This window comes from Amaricoccus sp. B4, assembly GCF_043226085.1.
In the GTDB taxonomy this organism is placed as follows: Bacteria; Pseudomonadota; Alphaproteobacteria; order Rhodobacterales; family Rhodobacteraceae; genus Amaricoccus.
The window spans coordinates 2902664-2920832 of record NZ_CP171225.1 but is presented as its reverse complement, the minus strand read 5'-3'; the positions used below and the strand labels follow the sequence as shown (position 1 = coordinate 2920832).

Below are 18169 nucleotides of genomic sequence, written 5' to 3'. Positions count from 1 at the left end.
CAGGTGCGCGCAAGACGGATTTTCAGGTCGGGCGCGTGTTCGCGCCCGACTGACTGCTCTCCAGGTTAGCAAACCTGTATGAGAACTCTCGCCGCCGCCCCGGAGATCAGCCGAAATCGCCCTCGATCGCCTGCTGATAAGGCCGCACGAGGTTCGAGAAGCGGGTGAACTGCCCTTCGAAGGCCAGTTCGACCGTTCCGATCGGTCCATGACGCTGCTTGCCGACGATGACTTCGGCCTTGCCATGGAGCGCGCTCATCTCGTCCTTCCACTTGACCATGCCTTCGAGGTCATGGTCGCCCGGCTTCTCGCGTTCCTTGTAGTATTCCTCGCGGAACACGAACATCACCACGTCGGCATCCTGTTCGATCGAGCCCGATTCCCGGAGGTCGGAGAGCTGCGGGCGCTTGTCCTCGCGCTGCTCGACCTGACGGGAGAGCTGGGACAGCGCGATGACGGGAATGTTGAGTTCCTTCGCGATCGCCTTGAGCCCCTGCGTGATCTCCGACACCTCCTGCACACGGCCCTCGGAGCGGGAGGAGGCGGGTCGGGCGAGTTGGAGATAGTCGATGACGAGTACGTCGAGCCCGTGCTGGCGCTTGAGCCGCCGGGCGCGGGCCGCGATGGTAGAGATCGGCAAGGCGGGCGTATCGTCGATGAAGAGCGGCGCGTTCTCAAGCGCCTTCGCCGCCTCGAGGAATCGGCGCATCTCCTCCTCGGTCATGTTGCCTTCGCGGATGTTGTGCGAGGGAACCCGTGCCGCTTCCGACAGCACGCGCGCGGCGAGCTGTTCGGCCGACATTTCGAGCGAGTAGAATCCGACGACGCCGCCCTCGACCGCGCCTTCGCTGCCGTCGTGGCGGGTGCCGCGCCGGTAGGCCTTGGCGATGTTGTAGGCGATGTTAGTCGCAAGTGCGGTCTTGCCCATCGAGGGGCGCCCGGCGAGGATCAGAAGGTCGGAGGGATGCAAGCCGCCGAGGCGGCGGTCGAGATCGTCGAGGCCGGTGGAAATCCCTGCCAGCCCACCCTCGCGTTCGTAGGCCGCATTGGCGACCTTGACCGCATCGACGACGGCACGGCGGAAGCTCTGGAAGCCCTTGTCCACCTTGCCCTGCTCGCCGAGCTGGTAGAGCGCCTGCTCCGCCTCGGTGATCTGGTCGCGGGCCTCGCTCTCGACATCCATGCGCGAAGCCTTGCCCGCGATGTTCTGCCCGAGCAGAATTAGTTCGCGCCGGATCGCGAGGTCATAGATGAGCTGGGCATAGTCGCGCGCCGCGAAGAGCGAGATCGCGGCGCCCGCGAGCCGGACGAGATAGGCGGGGCCGCCCACCGCATCGAGCCCTGCGTCCCCCTCGAAGAAGGCCTTCAGCGTCACCGGCGTTGCAAGGGCGTTCTTCTTGATCCGGCCTGCGGCCACCTCGAAGATCCGGGCGTGGACGGGATCGAAGAAATGTTCGGGCTGCACGATCGAGGCCACCCGGTCGTAGACGTCGTTGTTGACGAGCAGAGCGCCGAGAAGCGCCTGTTCCGCCTCGATGTTGTTCGGTAATCCGCCCGTCTCGCCATCGAGGGCGCCCGTCGTGCCGTCAGCCATGTCGCAATCTCCCTGAAGCCGCTACCATACCCCATTGGCGCGGCATCGTGGCCTGTGGATAATGGGGATACCGGTGATAAGGCCAGGGTTTTTCACAGGCCCGGCCGTCAACGACCCGCGAGCGGCAAGCCGGGCCGCACACACGCGACCCGAGCGGCGCGGGGCTTCAGGGAGGAGCGGAAGATGGATGGAAGCATCAACGACGGATCCGGAGGTCAGACGCGGATGTTTGACAATGCCGAGATCGGCGCCCTCGCCCACCTCTACCGCGGCGAGGTCTATCGCAGCACGCTCTGGCGCACCCGGCTCGATCACACGACGAACTGGGCGGTGGTTACCACGGGGCTCGCGCTCTCCCTCACCTTCGCCGGCCCCTACGCCTCACCACTGCCCCTGCTGCTCGTGGGCCTGCTGGTGATCGTCTTCCTGCTCTTCGAAGCCCGCCGCTACCGCTATTTCAACGTCTGGCGCGCCCGGTGCCGCCTGATGGAAACCGACATGTACGGGCCGATCCTGCGCGGGGAAGGGGTTGTGATGGACGGCAAGTGGAACACCCTGCTGGCCCAGGATTACATCAAGCCGCATTTTCACATCAGCTACTGGCGAGCAATCGGACGGCGCCTGAGAAAGAACTATGCCTACATCCTCGCCGTGCAGGCCGTCGCCTATTTCGGCAAGCTCGCGATTCATCCGGTGCCCGTGCCTGACTGGAGCGAGTTTCTCGCCCGCGCCGCGATCGGCCCGATTCCCGGCATCTACGTGGTTCTGGCGGGGGTCGCCTTTCACGGCGGCTGGATCTTCGTCGCCTTGCATTCCTTCCTGATCGAGAAGCGCGCCCGCGCCGGGCGCAGTCTCATCTCGATTGCCTGATCTCAGGAGAGGGCAGCGGCTGCAAGCTGGCTTTCGGAACGGTCCTGCGCCTCGGCCGCACGAACCAGAGCCGCGAAAAGTGCGCGCTGGCGATGCGCGTAGAAAAGATGCTCCGGGTGCCACTGCACCCCGAGCGCAAAGGGCTCGCGCACCCGCTCGACCGCCTGGATCATGCCGCCCGTGTCGCGTGCCGCAACCCGCAGCCCCTCCCCGAGCCGGTCGACGGCCTGGCTGTGCAGCGAATTCACCTGCATCTCTGCAGGCCCGGCGATCGTCGCAAGCCGCGTTCCCGGTTCGGGCAGCACGGTCTTGCGTGGCAGGATCGTCTTGACCTTGCGGCTCTCGCGGAACGTCGCATAGGCATCGCCATCCAGCGATCCGCCGAGTGCCACGTTCAGCATCTGCGAGCCGCGGCAGATGCCAAGCACAGGCTTGCCCTCGGCCATCGCCTCGATCACGAGGCGGCGTTCGAGCGCGTCGCGCTCCGGATCGAGCCGTGCGCTGGCAACGAGCTTGCCGCCGTAAAGATCGGGCGAGATATCGTCGCCGCCGCCGATGATGATGCCATCAACCCTGGAAACACTCGCCTCACGTCCCGCGACCCAGCGCCGGGCGCGGCCGCCCGCCAGCCAGACGTTGAACGCCACGAGCGGAAAGATCCGCCACCCCGACCGGTGCGAGGTGGTAACACCGATACGCGGCCGCCTCATACCTGCGCCTCCGTCCCGAATTCTCGGGAAAGGGCCTCGTCTACCGTGCGGATCCAGTCTCCGGGCAATGTGGTCAGGGCATCGCGATAGTCGATCCAGGCCTCCGAGAGATGCGTCAGCAACTCGGGGCGTGCCGCGACCTGCTCCACGAGACACCAGCGCCGCCACTCGCGCAGCAGCGACCAGCCGGGTTCACCGATGCGGCTGTCGGGCAAGCGGTAGTGGAATGCCGGCCGCGCATTCACCGACTCGGCGTCCTTGCCCAGCGCCTCGACGACCCGCGCCTCGTCCGCCTCGCGCAGCAGCGGAAGGAGATCGAGCGCACGGTTGCGGGTCGGCGTCTTCTCGAGATAGTGCCGCGTCAAGTCCTCCAGGGTCCAGTCCGCCCCTTCACGCGCCACCGCATCGACGAAGGCCCGAGGATAGGGCGAGACGAAAGGCAGCAACCGCCGGGTGATGTCGATCGGGAGCGCAGCACGCAGCCAGTCCTCGAGCAGCGCGAAGGCGCGCACCACCGGCACGATATCGCGCGCCGCGAGCGAGACAGCGGAGACGTTGAAATGCACGCCATAGCCGTTGAAAAGCTGATCCTCGGTGCCCTTGGCGCCTTCTTCACGCAGCCTGTCGACCAGAGCATCCAGCGGCTCCAGAGCGGCGATCTCGACCGGCTTGGTCACGATCTCGACCGGAATGAGCCCCCGTCCGAGTTCGAGCGCCTGCTCCAGCGCGGCATTGCCGGGCTCCTTGTAGGCCGTGTCGAGATAGATCTGGAGATCCCCGAGCCGGGTCTTCCGCACCAGAAGGACATGCGCGGCGCGGTGTTCGATCTCCCCGCCCAGATGCGCGCGGACAATCTCCGCCACTGCCTGTTCCGGCAAGCCGCCAAGCTCGATTTCCACGCCAACACGGCGAGGCTTTCCCTCCCGGTCCATGGGATCGGGTAACGACATTTCACGCGTCATTTCGCGCACGGAGGCATGGGTTTTGAGGTCTTCCATGCCCCTAGAACGCAAAACAGGCGGGATGGTTGCATCCCGCCTGTTCCGGATTTCGATGTCCCGGCTGCCCCGCAAGGCCGCCCGCAGAACGATCAGCGCTCGGCTTCGTCGCTCTCGCCGCGCGCTTCCGCGGGCGCGTAGCCTTCGTCGTCGTCGCTGGCTGCGCCGCCGATATCGTCGAAGAGTTCCTGGATATCGAATTCGGCTTCGGCATCCGCCTCGGCCTGAAGATCCTGGATGCTCTTGCCCGAGGCCTGAAGCTCGGCTTCTTCCTTCGAGCGCGCGACGTTCACCTTGATCGTCGCTTCGACTTCCGGATGCAGCACCACGGTGATGTCGTGGAGGCCGAGTTCCTTGATCGGTTGGTTGAGCACGACCTGGCGGCGGTCGAGCGAGAAGCCGCCCTCGGTCGCCGCGTCGGCGACGTCACGGGTGGTGACGGAACCATAGAGCGCGCCGCCGTCGGAAGCGGAGCGAATCACCACGAACGCCTCGCCGTGGAGTTTCGCGGCCACGCTCTCGGCTTCGGCCTTCGCCTCGAGGTTGCGGGCCTCGAGCTGCGCACGCTCGGTTTCGAACCGGGCGAGGTTGGCCGCGGTCGCACGAAGCGCCTTGCCCTGGGGCAGCAGGAAGTTGCGGGCGTAGCCGTCGCGCACGCGCACGACCTCGCCCATCTGGCCGAGCTTTGCGACCCGTTCGAGAAGAACGATTTCCATCGGTGCCTCCTTAGCGCACGGCGTAGGGCAGCAGGGCGAGGAACCGCGCCCGCTTGATGGCCCGCGCCAGTTCGCGCTGCTTCTTCGACGAGACCGCGGTGATGCGGCTCGGGACGATCTTGCCACGCTCGGAGATGTAGCGCTGCAGGAGCTTCACGTCCTTGTAGTCGATCTTCGGCGCATTCTGGCCCGAGAAGGGGCAGGACTTGCGGCGGCGGAAAAACGGTCTGTTTGCCATGGGTTAGCCTCCCTCTCGATCAATCGCGGCGCGGACGACGGGGTCCGCGCTCGTCGCGGCCGCCACGGGACTGCATCACGGCCGAGGGGCCTTCCTCGTGCTCGTCGACCTTCACGGTCAGCACCCGCATCACGTCGTCATGGATCCGCATGAGCCGCTCCATCTCCGCGACAGCCTCCGAGGGGGCGTCCGAGCGAAGGTAGGCATAATGCCCCTTGCGGTTCTTGTTGATCTTGTAGGCCATCGTCTTGAGGCCCCAGTATTCGGAGCCGACTACGGCCCCGCCATTGTCCTTGAGGACCTCGCCGAAATGCTCGATGAGCCCTTCGGCCTGCGCGTTGGAAATATCCTGGCGCGCAATGAAGACATGCTCGTAAAGAGCCATCTTGCCACCTGTCTGTCGGGCGGGCTTCAAAACGGGGACCCAAACCCCTCCAGGTCCCGTACGAGAGGCCGCGCGTCATCATCATGCGGAGGGTTCGCGCCTTCTACAGAAATCGGGGCGAAATGCAAGTCCGGTGCGCCAGCCCGCGCGACGCCGCAGGAGGATGCGGCCCGCGCGCTCAGTCCTCGGAGAATTTCTTCTTCCACTTGGTGCCCGTCTCGTCGCGCTCCCACTGATCTTCGGTGTGGTAGTCGATCGTCGTGTCCCAGAAGCCGTCCTTGCCCTGCTTGTGCGCATGTTCGAGCTCGGCATCGAGGAAATGCTCGAGGATGATGTTGATCTGCGTGAGCCGTGCCCGCGGATCGGTGATCGCCGCAAGCCCAGCGATCAGCGGAAAGGCCCCGGCAAGCGTCGCCGACACCGGTTCCATCACCCCGGGCGCGGTGAAGTTCGGATCGAGCGCCGTCACCTGCACGCCCTTGCGATGATCGGGATCATCCGAGCGTTTCTTGCCCGACGGCCCCAGCACCAGATTGGAGCGCAGGCTCGTCAGCGCCTCGCGGTCGCCGCCATCCGAGGGGCCGCGATGATCGCCCGTGCCGGACTTGCGCCGGAAGATCCCGCCGAGGAACTCCCGCTCGTGCGGGGTCAGGCCGTCGTAGAAGGTGTTGAGCATCTTGCGCGGCAGGATGTGGTGCAGGTCTTCGGCCAGCCCCTTCTCCTTCACCTGCGCCATGTGCTCGAGATTGCTGAGCTGCTCCGAATCCCGCGCGGAGAGGTGCTCGTGCGGATCGACTTCGTAAGGTCCCTCAACCTCGCCGTGATACTCGCCCATCTGTTCGGCCTCGAAGATCGCCTGCCCGCGCAGGCTGTCGATCCGGTCGAGATCCGTCTCCTCCTTGAGCGAGTCCGACTTCCAGCGCTGGATGGGGGCAGTCTCCGCGCTCGTCTCCTGAAGCCGCCGCTGCGCCGCGACGCCGGGCGCGCCATCGGCGGCGGCCTGGAGACCGGCAAGCGTTCCGCTCTGCGGCGCGGCGGCGCGCCGGGCCATCGATGGCGCCCGGGCAGCGGCACGCCGGGCCGGGTCAGCCTTCTGCGGCTGGATGCGGCGGCGATCGGGCATTCCTCGGGCTCTCCTGCTTCCTCCGGCCCCTGCCCGTGCGGCGAGGCATGAGGCAAGCCTTCCCGTGCCCCGCTTAACAGAAGGTTACCTCACGGCCGGCCCGCGCCCTGCGGGCCTCACGCCGCGGCGCTGCCCGCCTCCTGCGCGCCATAGGCCTGACGGACGAAGACGGCGAGACGCCGGGCCAGCGCCGCGCGCGGCCCTTCACCGAGATACATGTTGACCTTGTAGAGCGGCAGATCGGGCAGAGCCCCGCCATGCCGGATCATCTCGCAGCCGCGCGGCACCGCTACCTGCAGCTGGGCGTTGACCGCGAGATCGGCGGAGATGCTCGCCTCCACCGCCATGTCCGAGATCGAATCGACGCCGTTCTCCCAGTCGATTCCGGCCCGGTCGAGCGCCTCGATCGCCGGCCGGCGGAAGATGCAGTGATTGACGGTGGCAAAGCGCAGCGGCCGCGCCTTCCAGGCCTGCCCGCCGATCGCGCCCATCCAGACGAGCGGACAGCGGAGCAGCGTTTCGCCGCCGGGATCGGTCTGCTCCTCGGTGGCGAGGATGAGATCCATCTCGCCGCGGCCGAGCTGGATCTTCAACACCCGCGTGTAGAGCGAATGAAGCTGCACCTTGATGCGCGGATACTCGGCATTGAACCGCTGCAGCACCCGCGGCACATGGGGATAGATGAGATCGTGCGGCACGCCGAAATTGATCACGCCCTCGAAGGCCTGATTGGTCATCCGCCCCCAGGCCTCGTCATTGAGCTCCACGATCCGCCGGGCATAGCCCAGAAGCTGCTCGCCGGCGGGGGTGAGCGCAATCGTCCGCGAGGAGCGATCGAGCAGCGCCTGACCCAGCGCCTCCTCGAGCCGCTTGAGCTGCATCGAGACCGCAGACTGCGTGACATTGAGATAGCCCGCGGCGCGGGTGACACCGCCGGTATCGGCGACAGTGACGAAGGACCGCAGCGCGGTCATGTCGAGATTGCGTGACATATCACCATACCTTATGGATCGCGTAACTATAATTCATTTTCGTGATCGCACGCAAGGGGGCAATATCCATCAGCATACGTGATGCCCTGCGCATCTCCAACAAGGATCTGAATGGAGGTCGTCATGCCTGCCCAGCCCCTCTCGCCGCAAGCCGCAATGGAAAGCCCCCGGCGCGGCACCGCATTCACGCGATTTCTCGCCCGCTTCCGCACTGCGCCGCTCCGCCGGCGCCAGGCGCTCGATCTCTCGCGGCTCGACGACCGTCTCCTGCGCGATATCGGCGTCAGCCGCGCCGATGCCGAAGAGGAACAGCGCCGCCTGCTGCGGTTCTGAGCCCTGCGCCCTCAGTGCCGTGCCTCGGCAATGAGGGCGAGCACGACCGGGCCGATGCGCGCGACATTCTCCCGCACGCCTTCGGCATTCGGATGGATGCCGTCGGCCTGCATGAGCTTCAGCGCCTCGGGGAGGCTCCGCCCCTCGGTCATGCCGGCAAGAAAGGAGGGGTAGAGGATCGCGTCATGCTCGGCGGCAAGCCCGGTGAAGATCGCCTCGAACGCGGTGCGATAGTCGGCCCCGTAATTCGACGGCACCGGCACCCCCGCAAGCAGCACCGGCAGGTCCTCCGCCGCGATCTGCGCGAGAATGGCTTCGAGATTGCTGCGGATCTCAGCGAGGGGCAACCCGCGAAGCATGTCATTCGCGCCAAGCTCCACGATCACGGCATCGGGCTTCTCCCCGAGCGCCCAGCCGATGCGGGCCAGCCCTCCCGCCGTCGTGTCCCCCGAGACCCCTGCATTGAGAACCACGGCGTCCGGCGCGCCATTCGCCCTGAGCCAGGCCTGAAGTTGCGGCACGAAGCCGTCTTCCTCGGACAGCCCATGACCCTGAGTGAGCGAATCGCCGAAGGCGAGGATACGGACTTCCGCCACGGCCGCGCCCCCCCAGAGAAGCATGGCAAGCAGCAGCGCCGCAAGGTTGCGCAGGCGGCGCATCGCCCCATATCTCCTGTCAGGCGGGTACGAGGAAGGGGCCAAACGCATATGAAGTCTCCTGTGATTTCCCTGCAGGATGCCGCGCTCACGCTGCGTGGCAATGCCGGTCCGGTCAATATTCTGCGCGGCATCTCGCTCGATGTCCGCCGCGGGGAAACGCTGGGGCTCGTCGGCCCCTCGGGCTCCGGCAAGTCCTCGCTGCTCATGCTGATGGGCGGGCTCGAACGGGCAACCGGCGGCCGCGTCGAAGTGCTCGGCCGCGATCTCGGCGCGATGAACGAGGACGCCCTCGCCCGGTTCCGCCGCGAGGCGATGGGCGTGGTATTCCAGTCCTTCCACCTCATCCCGACGATGACGGCACTCGAGAACGTCGCGACCCCACTCGAGCTTTCCGGCGCGAAGGATGCGCTCGACCGCGCCCTCGACGAGCTGGCAGCGGTGGGCCTCGCCAGCCGCGCCGATCACTACCCCGCCCAGCTCTCGGGCGGCGAGCAGCAGCGCGTGGCGCTGGCGCGCGCCGCCGTCACCCGGCCCGCGATCCTTCTGGCCGACGAGCCCACCGGCAATCTCGACGGCGCGACCGGAACCGCGATCATCCGCCTGCTCTTCGATCTCCGCGACCGGCACGGTGCCACGCTCGTCCTGGTCACGCACGCCCCTGAGCTCGCCGCACGCTGCGACCGCGTGGTCCAGCTTTGCGACGGGCAGATCGCGCTCCCCCCTCTCGAGGCCGCCGAATGAGATCAGGCCCCGTCGCGCTCCGCTTCGCGCTGCGCGAGCTCCGGGGCGGGCTGCGCGGCTTTCGCATCCTAATCCTCTGCCTTGCGCTCGGTGTGGCGGCGATCGCCGCCGTCGGGAGCGTCCGGGGCGCCATCGAGAGCGGGCTCGGCCGCGAGGCCGCGACGCTGCTCGGGGGCGATGCCGAAATCGAGTTTACCTACCGCTTCGCGAGCCCCGAGGAACGCGCCTGGATGGCGGATGCGGCCGAAACCGTCTCCGAGATCGTCGATTTCCGCTCCATGCTCGCCCTGCCCGCCCGGCCCGATTCATCTCCCACCCTGGTGCAGGTGAAGGCCGTCGACGGCGCCTATCCGCTTTTCGGAACGCTCGCACTCGAAGACGGCGTCCCGCTCGCCGCGGCCCTTGCCGAGCGCGACGGCCTGCCCGGCCTTGTCGCCGATCCGGTGCTCATCGACCGGCTGGGGCTTGCCGAGGGCGACAGGCTGCGGCTCGGCAGCCGCGACTTCCGCCTCTCGGGCCGGATCGCGCGCGAGCCCGACAGCGCGGCGCGCGGCGTGAGCTTCGGGCCGCGGGTGATCGTGAGCCGCGCCGATCTCGAAGGCAGCGGCCTCCTCTCCGAAGGCGCGCTCTTCGATTCCTCCTACCGGCTCCGCCTCGCCCCCGACGCCGATCTCGACGCGCTCCGCACCGAGGCCCGCGCCCGCTTTGCCGACAATGGCCTGCAATGGCGGGATCGCCGCAACGGCACCCCGGGCCTCACCCGCTTCGTCGACCGCCTCGGCGCATTCCTCGTGCTGCTGGGCCTCGCAGGCCTCGCCGTCGGCGGGGTCGGGGTCTCGGCGGCGGTGAAGAGCCATCTCGATGGCAAGACCGAAACCATTGCCACCCTCAAGACCCTCGGCGCCACCGGCCGCACGATCTTCGCGACCTACCTCCTCCAGATCGGCATGCTTGCCGCGATCGGCATTGCCCTCGGCCTCGCGATCGGCGCAGCCGCGCCAATGCTCGCCGCACCCTTCATCGCCGGCCGCCTGCCGGTGCCGCTCGACACCGGCCTGCAGCCCGGCCCGCTGGCCGAGGCGGCGCTCTACGGCGCGCTCACCGCGCTCATCTTCACCCTCTGGCCGCTCGCCCGCGCCCGCGAGATCCGCGCCGCCGAGCTCTTTCGCGACATCGGCTCCGGCCGCCGCAGACCGCGCGCCACCGACATCCTGATCGTCGCGGCGCTTGCCGCCCTGCTGGTCGGCGTAGCGACCTGGGCCTCCGGTGCCCCCCGGCTCGCGCTGACCACCGCAGGCGGCGTCATCGGGGCGCTCGCGATACTGCGGCTGGCAGCCTTCGCGCTCGCCCGCGGCGCCCGTCGGGCCGGGCGCGGCAGCATCGCCCGCGGCCGCCCTGCGCTCCGCTGGGCCCTGGGCGCGCTCGGCGGCCCCTCGGGCGAAACCGCCTCCGTGGTGCTCTCCCTCGGCCTCGGCCTCACGGTCCTGGCCGCCATCGGCCAGATCGACGCCAACCTCCGCAGCCTCATCCGCGAGGATCTGCCCGCCCGCGCCCCGGCCTATTTCTTCGTCGACATTCAGAACGCCCAGCTCGACGGCTTCCGCACCCGTGCCGAGGCCGAGCCCGGCATCACCGAGATCGACACCGCCCCGATGCTCCGCGGCATCATCACCGGCATCAACGGCCGCCCCGCCCGCGAGGTCGCCGGGCCGCACTGGGCGCTCAACGGCGACCGCGGCATCACCTATGCCGCCGCCCCGCCCGAGGGCAGCAAGATCACCGAGGGCGAATGGTGGCCAGAAGGCTACACGGGTCCGCCGCTCGTGAGCTTCGCCGCCGAGGAAGGCGCCGAAATGGGCCTGAAGCTCGGCGACGAGATCACGCTCAACATCCTCGGCCGCGCGCTCACCTTCCGGATCGCGAATTTCCGCGAGGTCGATTTCGGCACCATGGGGATCAACTTCCTGATGATCGTCGACCCCGCGGCACTGGCCGCCGCCCCCCACACCCACATCGCGACGGTCTACGGCACGGAAGCCGCCGAAGCCCCGCTCCTGCGGGCGCTGTCCGCCGCCTATCCCAACATCACCGCGATCCGCGTGCGCGACGCGATCGACCGGGTCTCGGAAACGCTCGAGGGCATCGGCGCCGCGGCGCGCTGGGGCGCCTCGGTCACGCTCGTCACCGGTCTCGTCGTGCTGGTGGGGGCGGCCGCCGCGGGCGAACGGCGGCGCGTCTACGAAGCGGCGGTGCTGAAGACCCTCGGCGCGAGCCGGGCGCGGATCCTCGCGAGCTTTGCCCTCCGGGCCGGGCTCGCCGGCCTCGCCGCCGGGCTCGTCGCCATCGCGGCCGGAGCGGTCGCCGGCTGGTGGGTGACGGTCTCGGTGATGGAGGGCGAATACCACTTCGCGGCGCTGCCCGCCTTCGGCATCGTCGCCGGCGGTGCGCTTGCAAGCCTCGCCGCCGGCCTTGCCTTCGCCCTCAGGCCGCTCGCCGCCCGCCCCGCCCGCGTGCTCCGCGCCCGCGAGTGATCCCGGCCGGACGGGGCGAGACCGGCGCCGCTCAGTCGCGGCGGCCGAGCTCCTCGGGCGCAAACTCGTAATGCGCGCCGCAGAACTGGCAGTCGGCCGTCACCTTGCCATCCTCGGTCACGAGCTCCGCAATCGTCTCGGGCGGATACTCCGCCAGCGACTCCACGACCTTCTCCGGCCCGCAGGTGCAGCCGAACTGCACCGGCTGGGCGGAATAGACCCGCGGCACTTCCTCGTGGAAGAGCCGGAGCAGCAGATCCTCGGCGCCGACATGCGGCCCGATGAGCTCGGTGTCCTCCACCGTCTCGAGCAGGATCACCGCCCGGTTCCAGTTCTCCGCATCGCCACCGTCGAGCATGTCCTCGGCCGCAAGCAGCCCGTCGGGTCCGCTCGCCTCCTGCCGCGCGAAGGGCGAGGCCTTGGGCATGTGCTGGAGCATGACGCCGCCGCCGCGCCACTTCACCGCCTCGCCCGGCACCTGCGCCTCGCCCATGGCGAGCGCAAAACGCGTCGGAAGCTGCTCGGACTGCGCGAAATAGGTCTCGGCACAATGGGAAAGCGACTCGCCCGCCAGCGGCGTGATGCCCTGGTAGGGCGCCGCCCCCGTGCCCTGGTCGATGAGGATGCCGAAAATCCCCTCGCCCATCATGGCGAAAGGCGCCATGCCCGCCTCGGTATCGGCGCGCAGCTGGTCGGGATCGAAGGCGGCATAGGCGCGCATCCGCGCCGGCTCGCCCTCCGTCTCGGCGGCGAAATAATCGGTGGCGATCAGCCGGATCGCGCCGCCCCCCCGCACCTGCAGCGAAAGGCGCCAGCCGGGGCGCACCGTCTGGCCGATGAGCGCGGTCAGAAGCGTCGCCTCGGCAATCAGTGCCGCGACGGGATCGGGATAGGCGTGCTGGCCGAGAATCGTGTCGAGGACCGAATCCACCCGGGCCACCCGGCCGCGGATATCGGCGCGGTCGAGCTGAAACGGGAGGACCATGTCGTCCCAGGCTATGCGGCCGGCGAGGGTCATCGCTTGTCTCCTGTAGTGAAGGGCATCAGATAGGCGCGGCACACCGCAAGTGCAATCATCCGTCTTTTCTCCGGCCGCCGCCCGGCCTAGGGTCCGGCCCATGCGAAGATTTGGCGAACCCGTCCGGGCCGGAATCCCCTATGTCACGCGACCTGGCGTCTACACGATCATCCGGGAGGGCGACGACGTGCTCGTGACCGAGCAGGCCCGCCCGCGCCTCGAGTTCCAGCTCCCGGGCGGCGGTATCGATCCGGGCGAATCGCCGCTGCCCGCGCTCCACCGCGAATGCCTCGAGGAGACCGGCTGGAAGATCCGCGTCCTGCGCAAGCTCGGCGCCTTCCAGCGCTTCACCTACATGCCCGATTACGACCTCTGGGCGCGCAAGGTCTGCCATATCTACCTGAGCGCCCCGGTGCTGGAAGCGGGCCCGCCCTCGGAGCCTGGCCATGTCGCGGTCTGGATGCCGCTCGCCGATGCCGCGCACCTGCTCGGCAATGCGGGCGACCGGCATTTCGTCCAGCGCCTCGCCGCTCCCGGCCTCAGCGCGCGGCGGCCCTGAGCGCCCGGTCGAGCGCCTCGAGAAACCGCGAACGATCTGCCTTGGAGAACGGCTTGCCGCCACCCTGCCGGAACGGGTCGGCGGCGCGCAGATCCGTCATGAGATCGCGCAGCGCAAGGCGCGTTCCGATATTGGCCTCGCTGAAGGGCTCGCCATCCGGCCCGATCACCCGCGCGCCGGCCTCCACACAGCGCGCCGCGAGCGGCACATCGGCCGTCACGCAGACATCGCCCTTGCCCACCCGCTCCGCGATCCATTTGTCGGCGACATCGGCGCCCTCGGACACCACCACCACCTTCACCAGCGGATGCCGCGAAGGCCGGATGCCACCATTCGAGACGAAGACCACCTCGACACCGTGGCGCTCGGCCACCCGCACCGTCTCTTCCCGCACCGGACAGGCATCGGCATCGACATAGATCATCGGGGCTCCTTTCCGCCACCGGCCGCCACACCCGGCGCCTTCCCCCCTGAAACACCCTCCGGGGGCCGGTTGTCAAAGCGCCTCGGCGCTCACTCGAACACAAGCTTCGCCGCGATCGACCACATGATGAGCGCATTTGCCCCCTCGAGCACCCGCCAGGCCGCGGGCCGGGCGAAAAGCGGGCGGAGGAACCGCGCGCCGAAGCCGAGCGAGAAGAAGAAGACGAAGGAAGCCGCCACCGCGCCCAGACCGAAGGCGGCACGATCCTCGTATTGCGTCGCGATCGAGCCGATGAGCAGCACCGTGTCGAGATAGACATGCGGGTTGAGCCAGGTGAGCGCGAGGCAGGTCCAGAGCGTCCGCCCGAGGCTGCTGTAGCCCGCACCGGCCGCAACGAGCCCCGCATCGGTCGCGAAGGCCGCCCGTGCGGCCCGCAGCCCGTAGGCCAGCAGAAATGCCACGCCGCCCCAGCGCAGCAGCGGCACGAGCTCGGGCACCGCCTCGACCATGCCGGAAAGGCCGAAGACCCCGAGACCGATGAGCAGCGCGTCGGAAAGCGCGCAGGCAAGACAGACGGCAAGCACGTTCTGCCCGATGATCCCCTGGCGCAGCACGAAGGCGTTCTGCGCGCCGATCGCCACGATCAGGCTGAGCCCGAGCAGAAATCCCGAAAGAAGCGCCGCCACCGGTTTCCCCCGCCCAGGCCGTCGAGCCGGCAGAGGTGCCCGATCCCATCCGGAGAGGCAAGGCCCCGTCCGAAACCCCGCCTAGAACGTATAGGCGAGGCGCAGGCCGCCCCAGTGCCGGCCCTCGACGAAGATCGGCGCCGAGAGATCCTTCATCATCACGAACCGCCCGTTGCCCATGTCACGGCGATAGACCTGCAGCAGGAAGGGTTCGGTATTCCGCCCGGCCTTGAGCCCCACCCGGTCATCGAAGATCCGCCGGTTGCGGCAGTTCGCCTGATTCCAGGCCGGATCGCTGCCGGGCTGCTGCGAGAACTTGCGGTTGTGGGTCGAGAGATACCCGCCCTGATTGACCGCGGCACAGAAGACGACCCGCGGATCGAACGCAAGCGCCGCCTCCTGGATGTCGGGCAGCACGGCGTCGAGAAATTTCGTGAAGGGCGCAATGAACTGCGGCGGATCGGAGCCCGGAACCCCGCGATAGTCGCGCGAGAACAGCGCCTCGCGCGTGATGCGCCCGCTGAGGATCCCGTCCGAGAATATCTCGCCGATCCGCGCCGCATCCGCCGTCACCCGCGCGATGAAGGGCGCATCGACCGTCGCGCCGCCAAGCCCGACGCTCCCCTGCACGATCACCTCGCTCTTGTCGACGAGGCCGTTGACCCGGCTGCGCGCCTGATGGATGCCTGCGGTCGTCTCCTCGACACTGCTGCCGATCTGCTCGAAGGCCGGCGCGAAGGCATTGGTCGCCTCCTGCACCTTCTCGGCTTCGGCCGAGATCCGCTGCGCCTCGGTATGCGTCTCGCGCACGCTCTCGGCGATGCGCACCAGCGCACCATCCGTCTCGCGCGATTCCGCAATCACCGAACGGGCCTCATCGCTCACGCTGGCCGATTCGTCGCGCAGCGTCCCGATCCAGCCTGCGAGCGTCGAGACATTGCGCGTGATGCTGTCCGCGGCCTTCGCGGTCTGGCGGCTCAGGTCGTTGATCGCATCGGCAACCACCGCGAACCCTCGGCCCGCATCACCGGCGCGCGCCGCCTCGATCTTTGCGTTGATGGCGAGAATGTTCACCTGCGCGGCAATCCGGGCGATGTCGGCGTTGTTGGTCTCGACCGCCTTGAGGTTGTCCGAGACCGCCGCCATCCGCTCGGTCAGCTCGGCGACCCAGGCCGCCACCTCATGCGAGCGCTGGCCGGCGCGGCGCACGTCCTCGACCGACCCCTCCACCGCCTCGAGCGTGCGGGTCGTGCGCTCGGCCACGGCGCCGACGGCATCCTGCACCGCGCCATTGGCATCCATCACCCGCTCCGCCTCGCCGCGCACGGTCCGCAGAATCGTGAGCTGCTCTGCCGAGAGCGCATCGACGTGATCGAGATACCCCGCGATATCGACGATTTCATAACCGAGGGCCGCCGCCGTCTCCGCCAGCTTGCTCAGACGCGCGTCTCCGCTCACGGCAGGGTCTGAATGCACCTCGGCCTTCATCTGGTTCCTCCCTAGGCTAATGCCCGGGCATACGGACAAAACCTTATCAGAGAGTTATGTATCGGGGGCCTGGAGCAGAAGGTTGCCGTCAGTCCTCGGGGAGCGTGCTCCGGGTCGCCTTGAGTGCGCCGCGGCGGGTCTTGGCCTCGAGCCTGCGGCGGATCGAGCCCTTGGTGGGCCGGGTGGGGCGGCGGGGCTTCGGCCGGACGAGTGCCGCCAGAATCAGCTCGCGCAGCTTCTCGCGCGCCTCCTCGCGGTTCATCGCCTGGCTGCGGTGGCGCTCGGCCGTGACCAGCAGCGCGCCCTCCGCGGTCCAGCGCCAGCCGGCAATGCGCCGCAGACGCGCCTTCACATCCGGCGGCAGATTCGGCGAGCGCGCCGCCTCGAAGCGAAGCTGCACTGCGGTCGCAACCTTGTTCACGTTCTGCCCGCCGGGCCCCGAGGCACGCACGAAACTCTCGGTCAGCTCCCAGTCGGCGAGCGTGATGTCGTCATTGATCCGCAGCATGGGAAAAGGTTTCGGCGAAATGCGCCGTCAATACAAGCCGTGCGGCCGGACGAGGACCATCGGCGAACAGAAGCAGTGCCCCAAAAGAAGCGGGGGTCGCATTGGATGCGACCCCCTTCGTCTCGAGCTTGGAGGCTGGCTGGTTGAGCCGAGCCCGGTGCACCAAGTCCGCTGACCCGAGGGGGCTGCCCCTCAGGAGCTACCTCCGCACACAAACCCCGCCAAACGCTCCAAGGTCCGATAAGACATTGGTCACCTCCTTTCGCTTGTTTCGGTTGAGTCTGATGGTGCCAGACTCGCGCCGAAAGGCAAGCATTTTTTATCGTGTGATTGCGCATTCCGCGCCGGCCTGCTCATCCCGCAGGCAGAGCACGGCGCGCGCCCTGCCTCAGGCCCGCGCGCCGAGGCGCCGCACCGCGATCCGGAAGGGGGCGAGCGCGATCAGCGCCAGCGAGAGCTTCACGCAGAAATCGGCCGCGGCGAGGCTCATCCAGAGCGGCAGCATCGGCCCCGCGCCGAGAAGCGGCACCGCCTCGTTGGCCCAGGCGACATCGACCGAGGGCGCGATGAAGGAGAGCGCGGCGGAGAAGGCGACCGTGAAGAAGATCGAGGTGTCGAGCGCACTGCCCACAAGGCTCGAGACCAGAGGCGCGCGCCACCAGACCCCGCCCCGGAACCGGTCGAAGACCCCGATGTCGACGAGCTGGGCCGTGAGGAACGCCGCCCCAGAGCCGATCGCCACGCGAAAGCTCACCAGCGGGCCGTAGGCGCCGTGGATCTGGCTGCCGACGAGGCTGCAGAGGATCCCGACGGCAAACCCGGCCAGCACCACCTTGCGGGCCTTGTCGGGCCCGTGAAGCCGGTTCATCAGGTCGGTGACGAGAAAGGCGAAGGGATAGGTGAAGGCGCCGAAGGTCAGCCAGTTGCCGAACAGGAACTGGACGAGAATGTTGGAGGCGACAACGATCGCCGCCATGGCGAGAACGCCGGGAAGCAGGGCACGGGACATGGGCTCGGGTCCGTTTTGGCAAGGTTGCGGAGACTTGGCCGCGCCATCCGCGGCGCGTCTCCATACCTCTCCGGCGCCCGGCGGGCAAGCCTCGCGTCAATGGGCGAGGCCGCCGGCGGCAGACAGCAAGGCGGGGCCTCGGCGGCCCCGCGCCTCAGTTCGAGGGGATCAGGAGGCGAGCACGCGGGACTGGTAGAAGCCCTGCTCGCGGACCTGCCAGTGGCGCGCGGGCTGGCGCGCGGCCATCGCGGCCGGCACCTCGATCTCGTCGAAGCCCACGCGGAAGGCCGCGCGGAGCTGGTCGGAGATCAGCGGCCCGGCGGCGCGCAGACGCCCGGTATAGCCGAGCGCGCGCAGACGGCGCGCCTGGGAAAAGCCGCGGCCGTCGCCCATGGCCGGGAAGTCGATGCGGATGACGGCGATGCGCGCGAACGCCGCCGCCAGATCGTCGACCTCGCGGTCGTTCGGCAGCGCGAGCGCAAGCGCGCCGCCTTCCACGGTCTCCAGCGCCTCGGGGGCAATCCAGTCCGGGGTGCCAGCGGGCTCGGTGGCGCCGTCGCGTGTCACGATGAAGCTCATGTCCCTGT

General features: G+C 68.5%; 21 protein-coding genes. 5 read left to right on the top strand and 16 right to left on the bottom strand.

Annotation, left to right across the window (positions count from 1 at the left end):
- Positions 1 to 106: 106 nt before the first annotated feature.
- Entirely contained in the window at positions 107 to 1594 is a 1488-nt protein-coding gene (locus ACF66B_RS14100) for a replicative DNA helicase (protein ID WP_111429064.1), read from the bottom strand.
- A 183-nt stretch (positions 1595 to 1777) separates the two neighbouring features.
- On the opposite strand from ACF66B_RS14100, the gene ACF66B_RS14095 reads away from it, so the two are divergent.
- On the top strand, positions 1778 to 2464 hold the full coding sequence (locus ACF66B_RS14095) for a DUF2270 domain-containing protein (RefSeq protein ID WP_111429065.1): 687 nt from the start codon (positions 1778 to 1780) through the stop codon (positions 2462 to 2464).
- A gap of 2 nt (positions 2465 to 2466) precedes the next feature.
- On the opposite strand, the gene ACF66B_RS14090 is transcribed toward ACF66B_RS14095, so the two are convergent.
- The 7 genes from ACF66B_RS14090 to ACF66B_RS14060 form a co-directional block, all read right to left on the bottom strand.
- On the bottom strand, positions 2467 to 3174 hold the full coding sequence (locus tag ACF66B_RS14090) for a gamma-glutamyl-gamma-aminobutyrate hydrolase family protein (RefSeq protein ID WP_111429066.1): 708 nt from the start codon (positions 3172 to 3174) through the stop codon (positions 2467 to 2469).
- The gene (locus ACF66B_RS14085) at positions 3171 to 4172 is read right to left on the bottom strand and encodes an amidoligase family protein (protein ID WP_111429067.1); all 1002 of its coding nucleotides are present in this window, start codon (positions 4170 to 4172) and stop codon (positions 3171 to 3173) included. Before ACF66B_RS14085 ends, ACF66B_RS14090 begins: the two co-directional genes overlap by 4 nt.
- 92 nt (positions 4173 to 4264) lie before the next feature.
- A complete protein-coding gene (rplI, locus tag ACF66B_RS14080) occupies positions 4265 to 4888 on the bottom strand; it encodes a 50S ribosomal protein L9 (RefSeq protein WP_111429068.1) in 624 nt (207 codons plus the stop codon).
- A gap of 10 nt (positions 4889 to 4898) precedes the next feature.
- On the bottom strand, positions 4899 to 5126 hold the full coding sequence (rpsR, locus tag ACF66B_RS14075; RefSeq protein WP_111429069.1) for a 30S ribosomal protein S18: 228 nt from the start codon (positions 5124 to 5126) through the stop codon (positions 4899 to 4901).
- Positions 5127 to 5145: 19 nt separating this feature from the next.
- Positions 5146 to 5511, bottom strand: a complete 366-nt coding sequence (gene rpsF, locus ACF66B_RS14070; protein ID WP_111429070.1) for a 30S ribosomal protein S6 — start codon at positions 5509 to 5511, stop codon at positions 5146 to 5148.
- A gap of 178 nt (positions 5512 to 5689) precedes the next feature.
- Positions 5690 to 6634, bottom strand: coding sequence for a hypothetical protein (locus tag ACF66B_RS14065; protein ID WP_111429071.1), 945 nt, complete (start codon positions 6632 to 6634; stop codon positions 5690 to 5692).
- Between the two features lie 116 nt (positions 6635 to 6750).
- Positions 6751 to 7626 carry a LysR family transcriptional regulator gene (locus tag ACF66B_RS14060; protein ID WP_111429072.1) on the bottom strand — a complete coding sequence of 292 codons (876 nt, stop codon included), beginning with the start codon at positions 7624 to 7626 and terminating at the stop codon, positions 6751 to 6753.
- Positions 7627 to 7749: 123 nt separating this feature from the next.
- Between ACF66B_RS14060 and ACF66B_RS14055 the strand changes: the two genes are divergently transcribed.
- The gene (locus tag ACF66B_RS14055) at positions 7750 to 7959 is read left to right on the top strand and encodes a DUF1127 domain-containing protein (protein ID WP_392662996.1); all 210 of its coding nucleotides are present in this window, start codon (positions 7750 to 7752) and stop codon (positions 7957 to 7959) included.
- 11 nt (positions 7960 to 7970) lie between these two features.
- Here ACF66B_RS14055 and ACF66B_RS14050 read toward each other — a convergent pair whose 3' ends face one another.
- Positions 7971 to 8618 carry an arylesterase gene (locus ACF66B_RS14050; RefSeq protein ID WP_392662993.1) on the bottom strand — a complete coding sequence of 216 codons (648 nt, stop codon included), beginning with the start codon at positions 8616 to 8618 and terminating at the stop codon, positions 7971 to 7973.
- A 48-nt stretch (positions 8619 to 8666) separates the two neighbouring features.
- Here ACF66B_RS14050 and ACF66B_RS14045 point away from each other — a divergent pair, with 48 nt between their 5' ends.
- Positions 8667 to 9359 carry an ATP-binding cassette domain-containing protein gene (locus tag ACF66B_RS14045; RefSeq protein WP_111429075.1) on the top strand — a complete coding sequence of 231 codons (693 nt, stop codon included), beginning with the start codon at positions 8667 to 8669 and terminating at the stop codon, positions 9357 to 9359.
- Entirely contained in the window at positions 9356 to 11890 is a 2535-nt protein-coding gene (locus ACF66B_RS14040) for an FtsX-like permease family protein (protein WP_111429076.1), read from the top strand. Before ACF66B_RS14045 ends, ACF66B_RS14040 begins: the two co-directional genes overlap by 4 nt.
- A gap of 31 nt (positions 11891 to 11921) precedes the next feature.
- Here ACF66B_RS14040 and ACF66B_RS14035 read toward each other — a convergent pair whose 3' ends face one another.
- The gene (locus tag ACF66B_RS14035; RefSeq protein ID WP_111429077.1) at positions 11922 to 12908 is read right to left on the bottom strand and encodes an Hsp33 family molecular chaperone HslO; all 987 of its coding nucleotides are present in this window, start codon (positions 12906 to 12908) and stop codon (positions 11922 to 11924) included.
- A gap of 100 nt (positions 12909 to 13008) precedes the next feature.
- On the opposite strand from ACF66B_RS14035, the gene ACF66B_RS14030 reads away from it, so the two are divergent.
- Positions 13009 to 13467 (top strand): NUDIX hydrolase, encoded by a 459-nt coding sequence (locus ACF66B_RS14030; protein WP_111429078.1) that lies wholly within the window; start codon positions 13009 to 13011, stop codon positions 13465 to 13467.
- Here ACF66B_RS14030 and ACF66B_RS14025 read toward each other — a convergent pair.
- The 6 genes from ACF66B_RS14025 to ACF66B_RS14000 form a co-directional block, all read right to left on the bottom strand.
- Positions 13448 to 13891 (bottom strand): YaiI/YqxD family protein, encoded by a 444-nt coding sequence (locus ACF66B_RS14025; RefSeq protein WP_111429079.1) that lies wholly within the window; start codon positions 13889 to 13891, stop codon positions 13448 to 13450. The genes ACF66B_RS14030 and ACF66B_RS14025 overlap by 20 nt on opposite strands.
- An 89-nt stretch (positions 13892 to 13980) precedes the next feature.
- Positions 13981 to 14577: a LysE/ArgO family amino acid transporter gene (locus ACF66B_RS14020; protein WP_111429080.1), complete on the bottom strand. Its 597-nt coding sequence runs from the start codon at positions 14575 to 14577 to the stop codon at positions 13981 to 13983.
- A gap of 81 nt (positions 14578 to 14658) precedes the next feature.
- Positions 14659 to 16065, bottom strand: a complete 1407-nt coding sequence (locus tag ACF66B_RS14015; RefSeq protein WP_111429081.1) for a methyl-accepting chemotaxis protein — start codon at positions 16063 to 16065, stop codon at positions 14659 to 14661.
- Positions 16066 to 16153: 88 nt separating this feature from the next.
- Positions 16154 to 16573, bottom strand: a complete 420-nt coding sequence (gene arfB, locus ACF66B_RS14010; RefSeq protein ID WP_111429082.1) for an alternative ribosome rescue aminoacyl-tRNA hydrolase ArfB — start codon at positions 16571 to 16573, stop codon at positions 16154 to 16156.
- A gap of 388 nt (positions 16574 to 16961) precedes the next feature.
- Complete coding sequence (locus ACF66B_RS14005) at positions 16962 to 17582, bottom strand: queuosine precursor transporter (protein WP_111429083.1); 621 nt, start codon at positions 17580 to 17582, stop codon at positions 16962 to 16964.
- Positions 17583 to 17750: 168 nt separating this feature from the next.
- The gene (locus tag ACF66B_RS14000; protein ID WP_111429084.1) at positions 17751 to 18161 is read right to left on the bottom strand and encodes a DUF934 domain-containing protein; all 411 of its coding nucleotides are present in this window, start codon (positions 18159 to 18161) and stop codon (positions 17751 to 17753) included.
- Positions 18162 to 18169: the final 8 nt, after the last annotated feature.

Coding starts and splice junctions, on each gene's coding strand:
- ACF66B_RS14050 (WP_392662993.1), bottom strand. CDS start 8,618: ATGCGCCGCCTGCGCAACCTTGCGGCGCTGCTGCTTGCCATGCTTCTC.
- ACF66B_RS14060 (WP_111429072.1), bottom strand. CDS start 7,626: ATGTCACGCAATCTCGACATGACCGCGCTGCGGTCCTTCGTCACTGTC.
- ACF66B_RS14095 (WP_111429065.1), top strand. CDS start 1,778: ATGGATGGAAGCATCAACGACGGATCCGGAGGTCAGACGCGGATGTTT.
- ACF66B_RS14090 (WP_111429066.1), bottom strand. CDS start 3,174: ATGAGGCGGCCGCGTATCGGTGTTACCACCTCGCACCGGTCGGGGTGG.
- ACF66B_RS14065 (WP_111429071.1), bottom strand. CDS start 6,634: ATGCCCGATCGCCGCCGCATCCAGCCGCAGAAGGCTGACCCGGCCCGG.
- ACF66B_RS14045 (WP_111429075.1), top strand. CDS start 8,667: ATGAAGTCTCCTGTGATTTCCCTGCAGGATGCCGCGCTCACGCTGCGT.
- ACF66B_RS14005 (WP_111429083.1), bottom strand. CDS start 17,582: ATGTCCCGTGCCCTGCTTCCCGGCGTTCTCGCCATGGCGGCGATCGTT.
- arfB (WP_111429082.1), bottom strand. CDS start 16,573: ATGCTGCGGATCAATGACGACATCACGCTCGCCGACTGGGAGCTGACC.
- ACF66B_RS14085 (WP_111429067.1), bottom strand. CDS start 4,172: ATGGAAGACCTCAAAACCCATGCCTCCGTGCGCGAAATGACGCGTGAA.
- ACF66B_RS14040 (WP_111429076.1), top strand. CDS start 9,356: ATGAGATCAGGCCCCGTCGCGCTCCGCTTCGCGCTGCGCGAGCTCCGG.
- ACF66B_RS14100 (WP_111429064.1), bottom strand. CDS start 1,594: ATGGCTGACGGCACGACGGGCGCCCTCGATGGCGAGACGGGCGGATTA.
- rpsF (WP_111429070.1), bottom strand. CDS start 5,511: ATGGCTCTTTACGAGCATGTCTTCATTGCGCGCCAGGATATTTCCAAC.
- ACF66B_RS14030 (WP_111429078.1), top strand. CDS start 13,009: ATGCGAAGATTTGGCGAACCCGTCCGGGCCGGAATCCCCTATGTCACG.
- rplI (WP_111429068.1), bottom strand. CDS start 4,888: ATGGAAATCGTTCTTCTCGAACGGGTCGCAAAGCTCGGCCAGATGGGC.
- ACF66B_RS14035 (WP_111429077.1), bottom strand. CDS start 12,908: ATGACCCTCGCCGGCCGCATAGCCTGGGACGACATGGTCCTCCCGTTT.
- ACF66B_RS14025 (WP_111429079.1), bottom strand. CDS start 13,891: ATGATCTATGTCGATGCCGATGCCTGTCCGGTGCGGGAAGAGACGGTG.
- ACF66B_RS14000 (WP_111429084.1), bottom strand. CDS start 18,161: ATGAGCTTCATCGTGACACGCGACGGCGCCACCGAGCCCGCTGGCACC.
- ACF66B_RS14055 (WP_392662996.1), top strand. CDS start 7,750: ATGCCTGCCCAGCCCCTCTCGCCGCAAGCCGCAATGGAAAGCCCCCGG.
- rpsR (WP_111429069.1), bottom strand. CDS start 5,126: ATGGCAAACAGACCGTTTTTCCGCCGCCGCAAGTCCTGCCCCTTCTCG.
- ACF66B_RS14015 (WP_111429081.1), bottom strand. CDS start 16,065: ATGAAGGCCGAGGTGCATTCAGACCCTGCCGTGAGCGGAGACGCGCGT.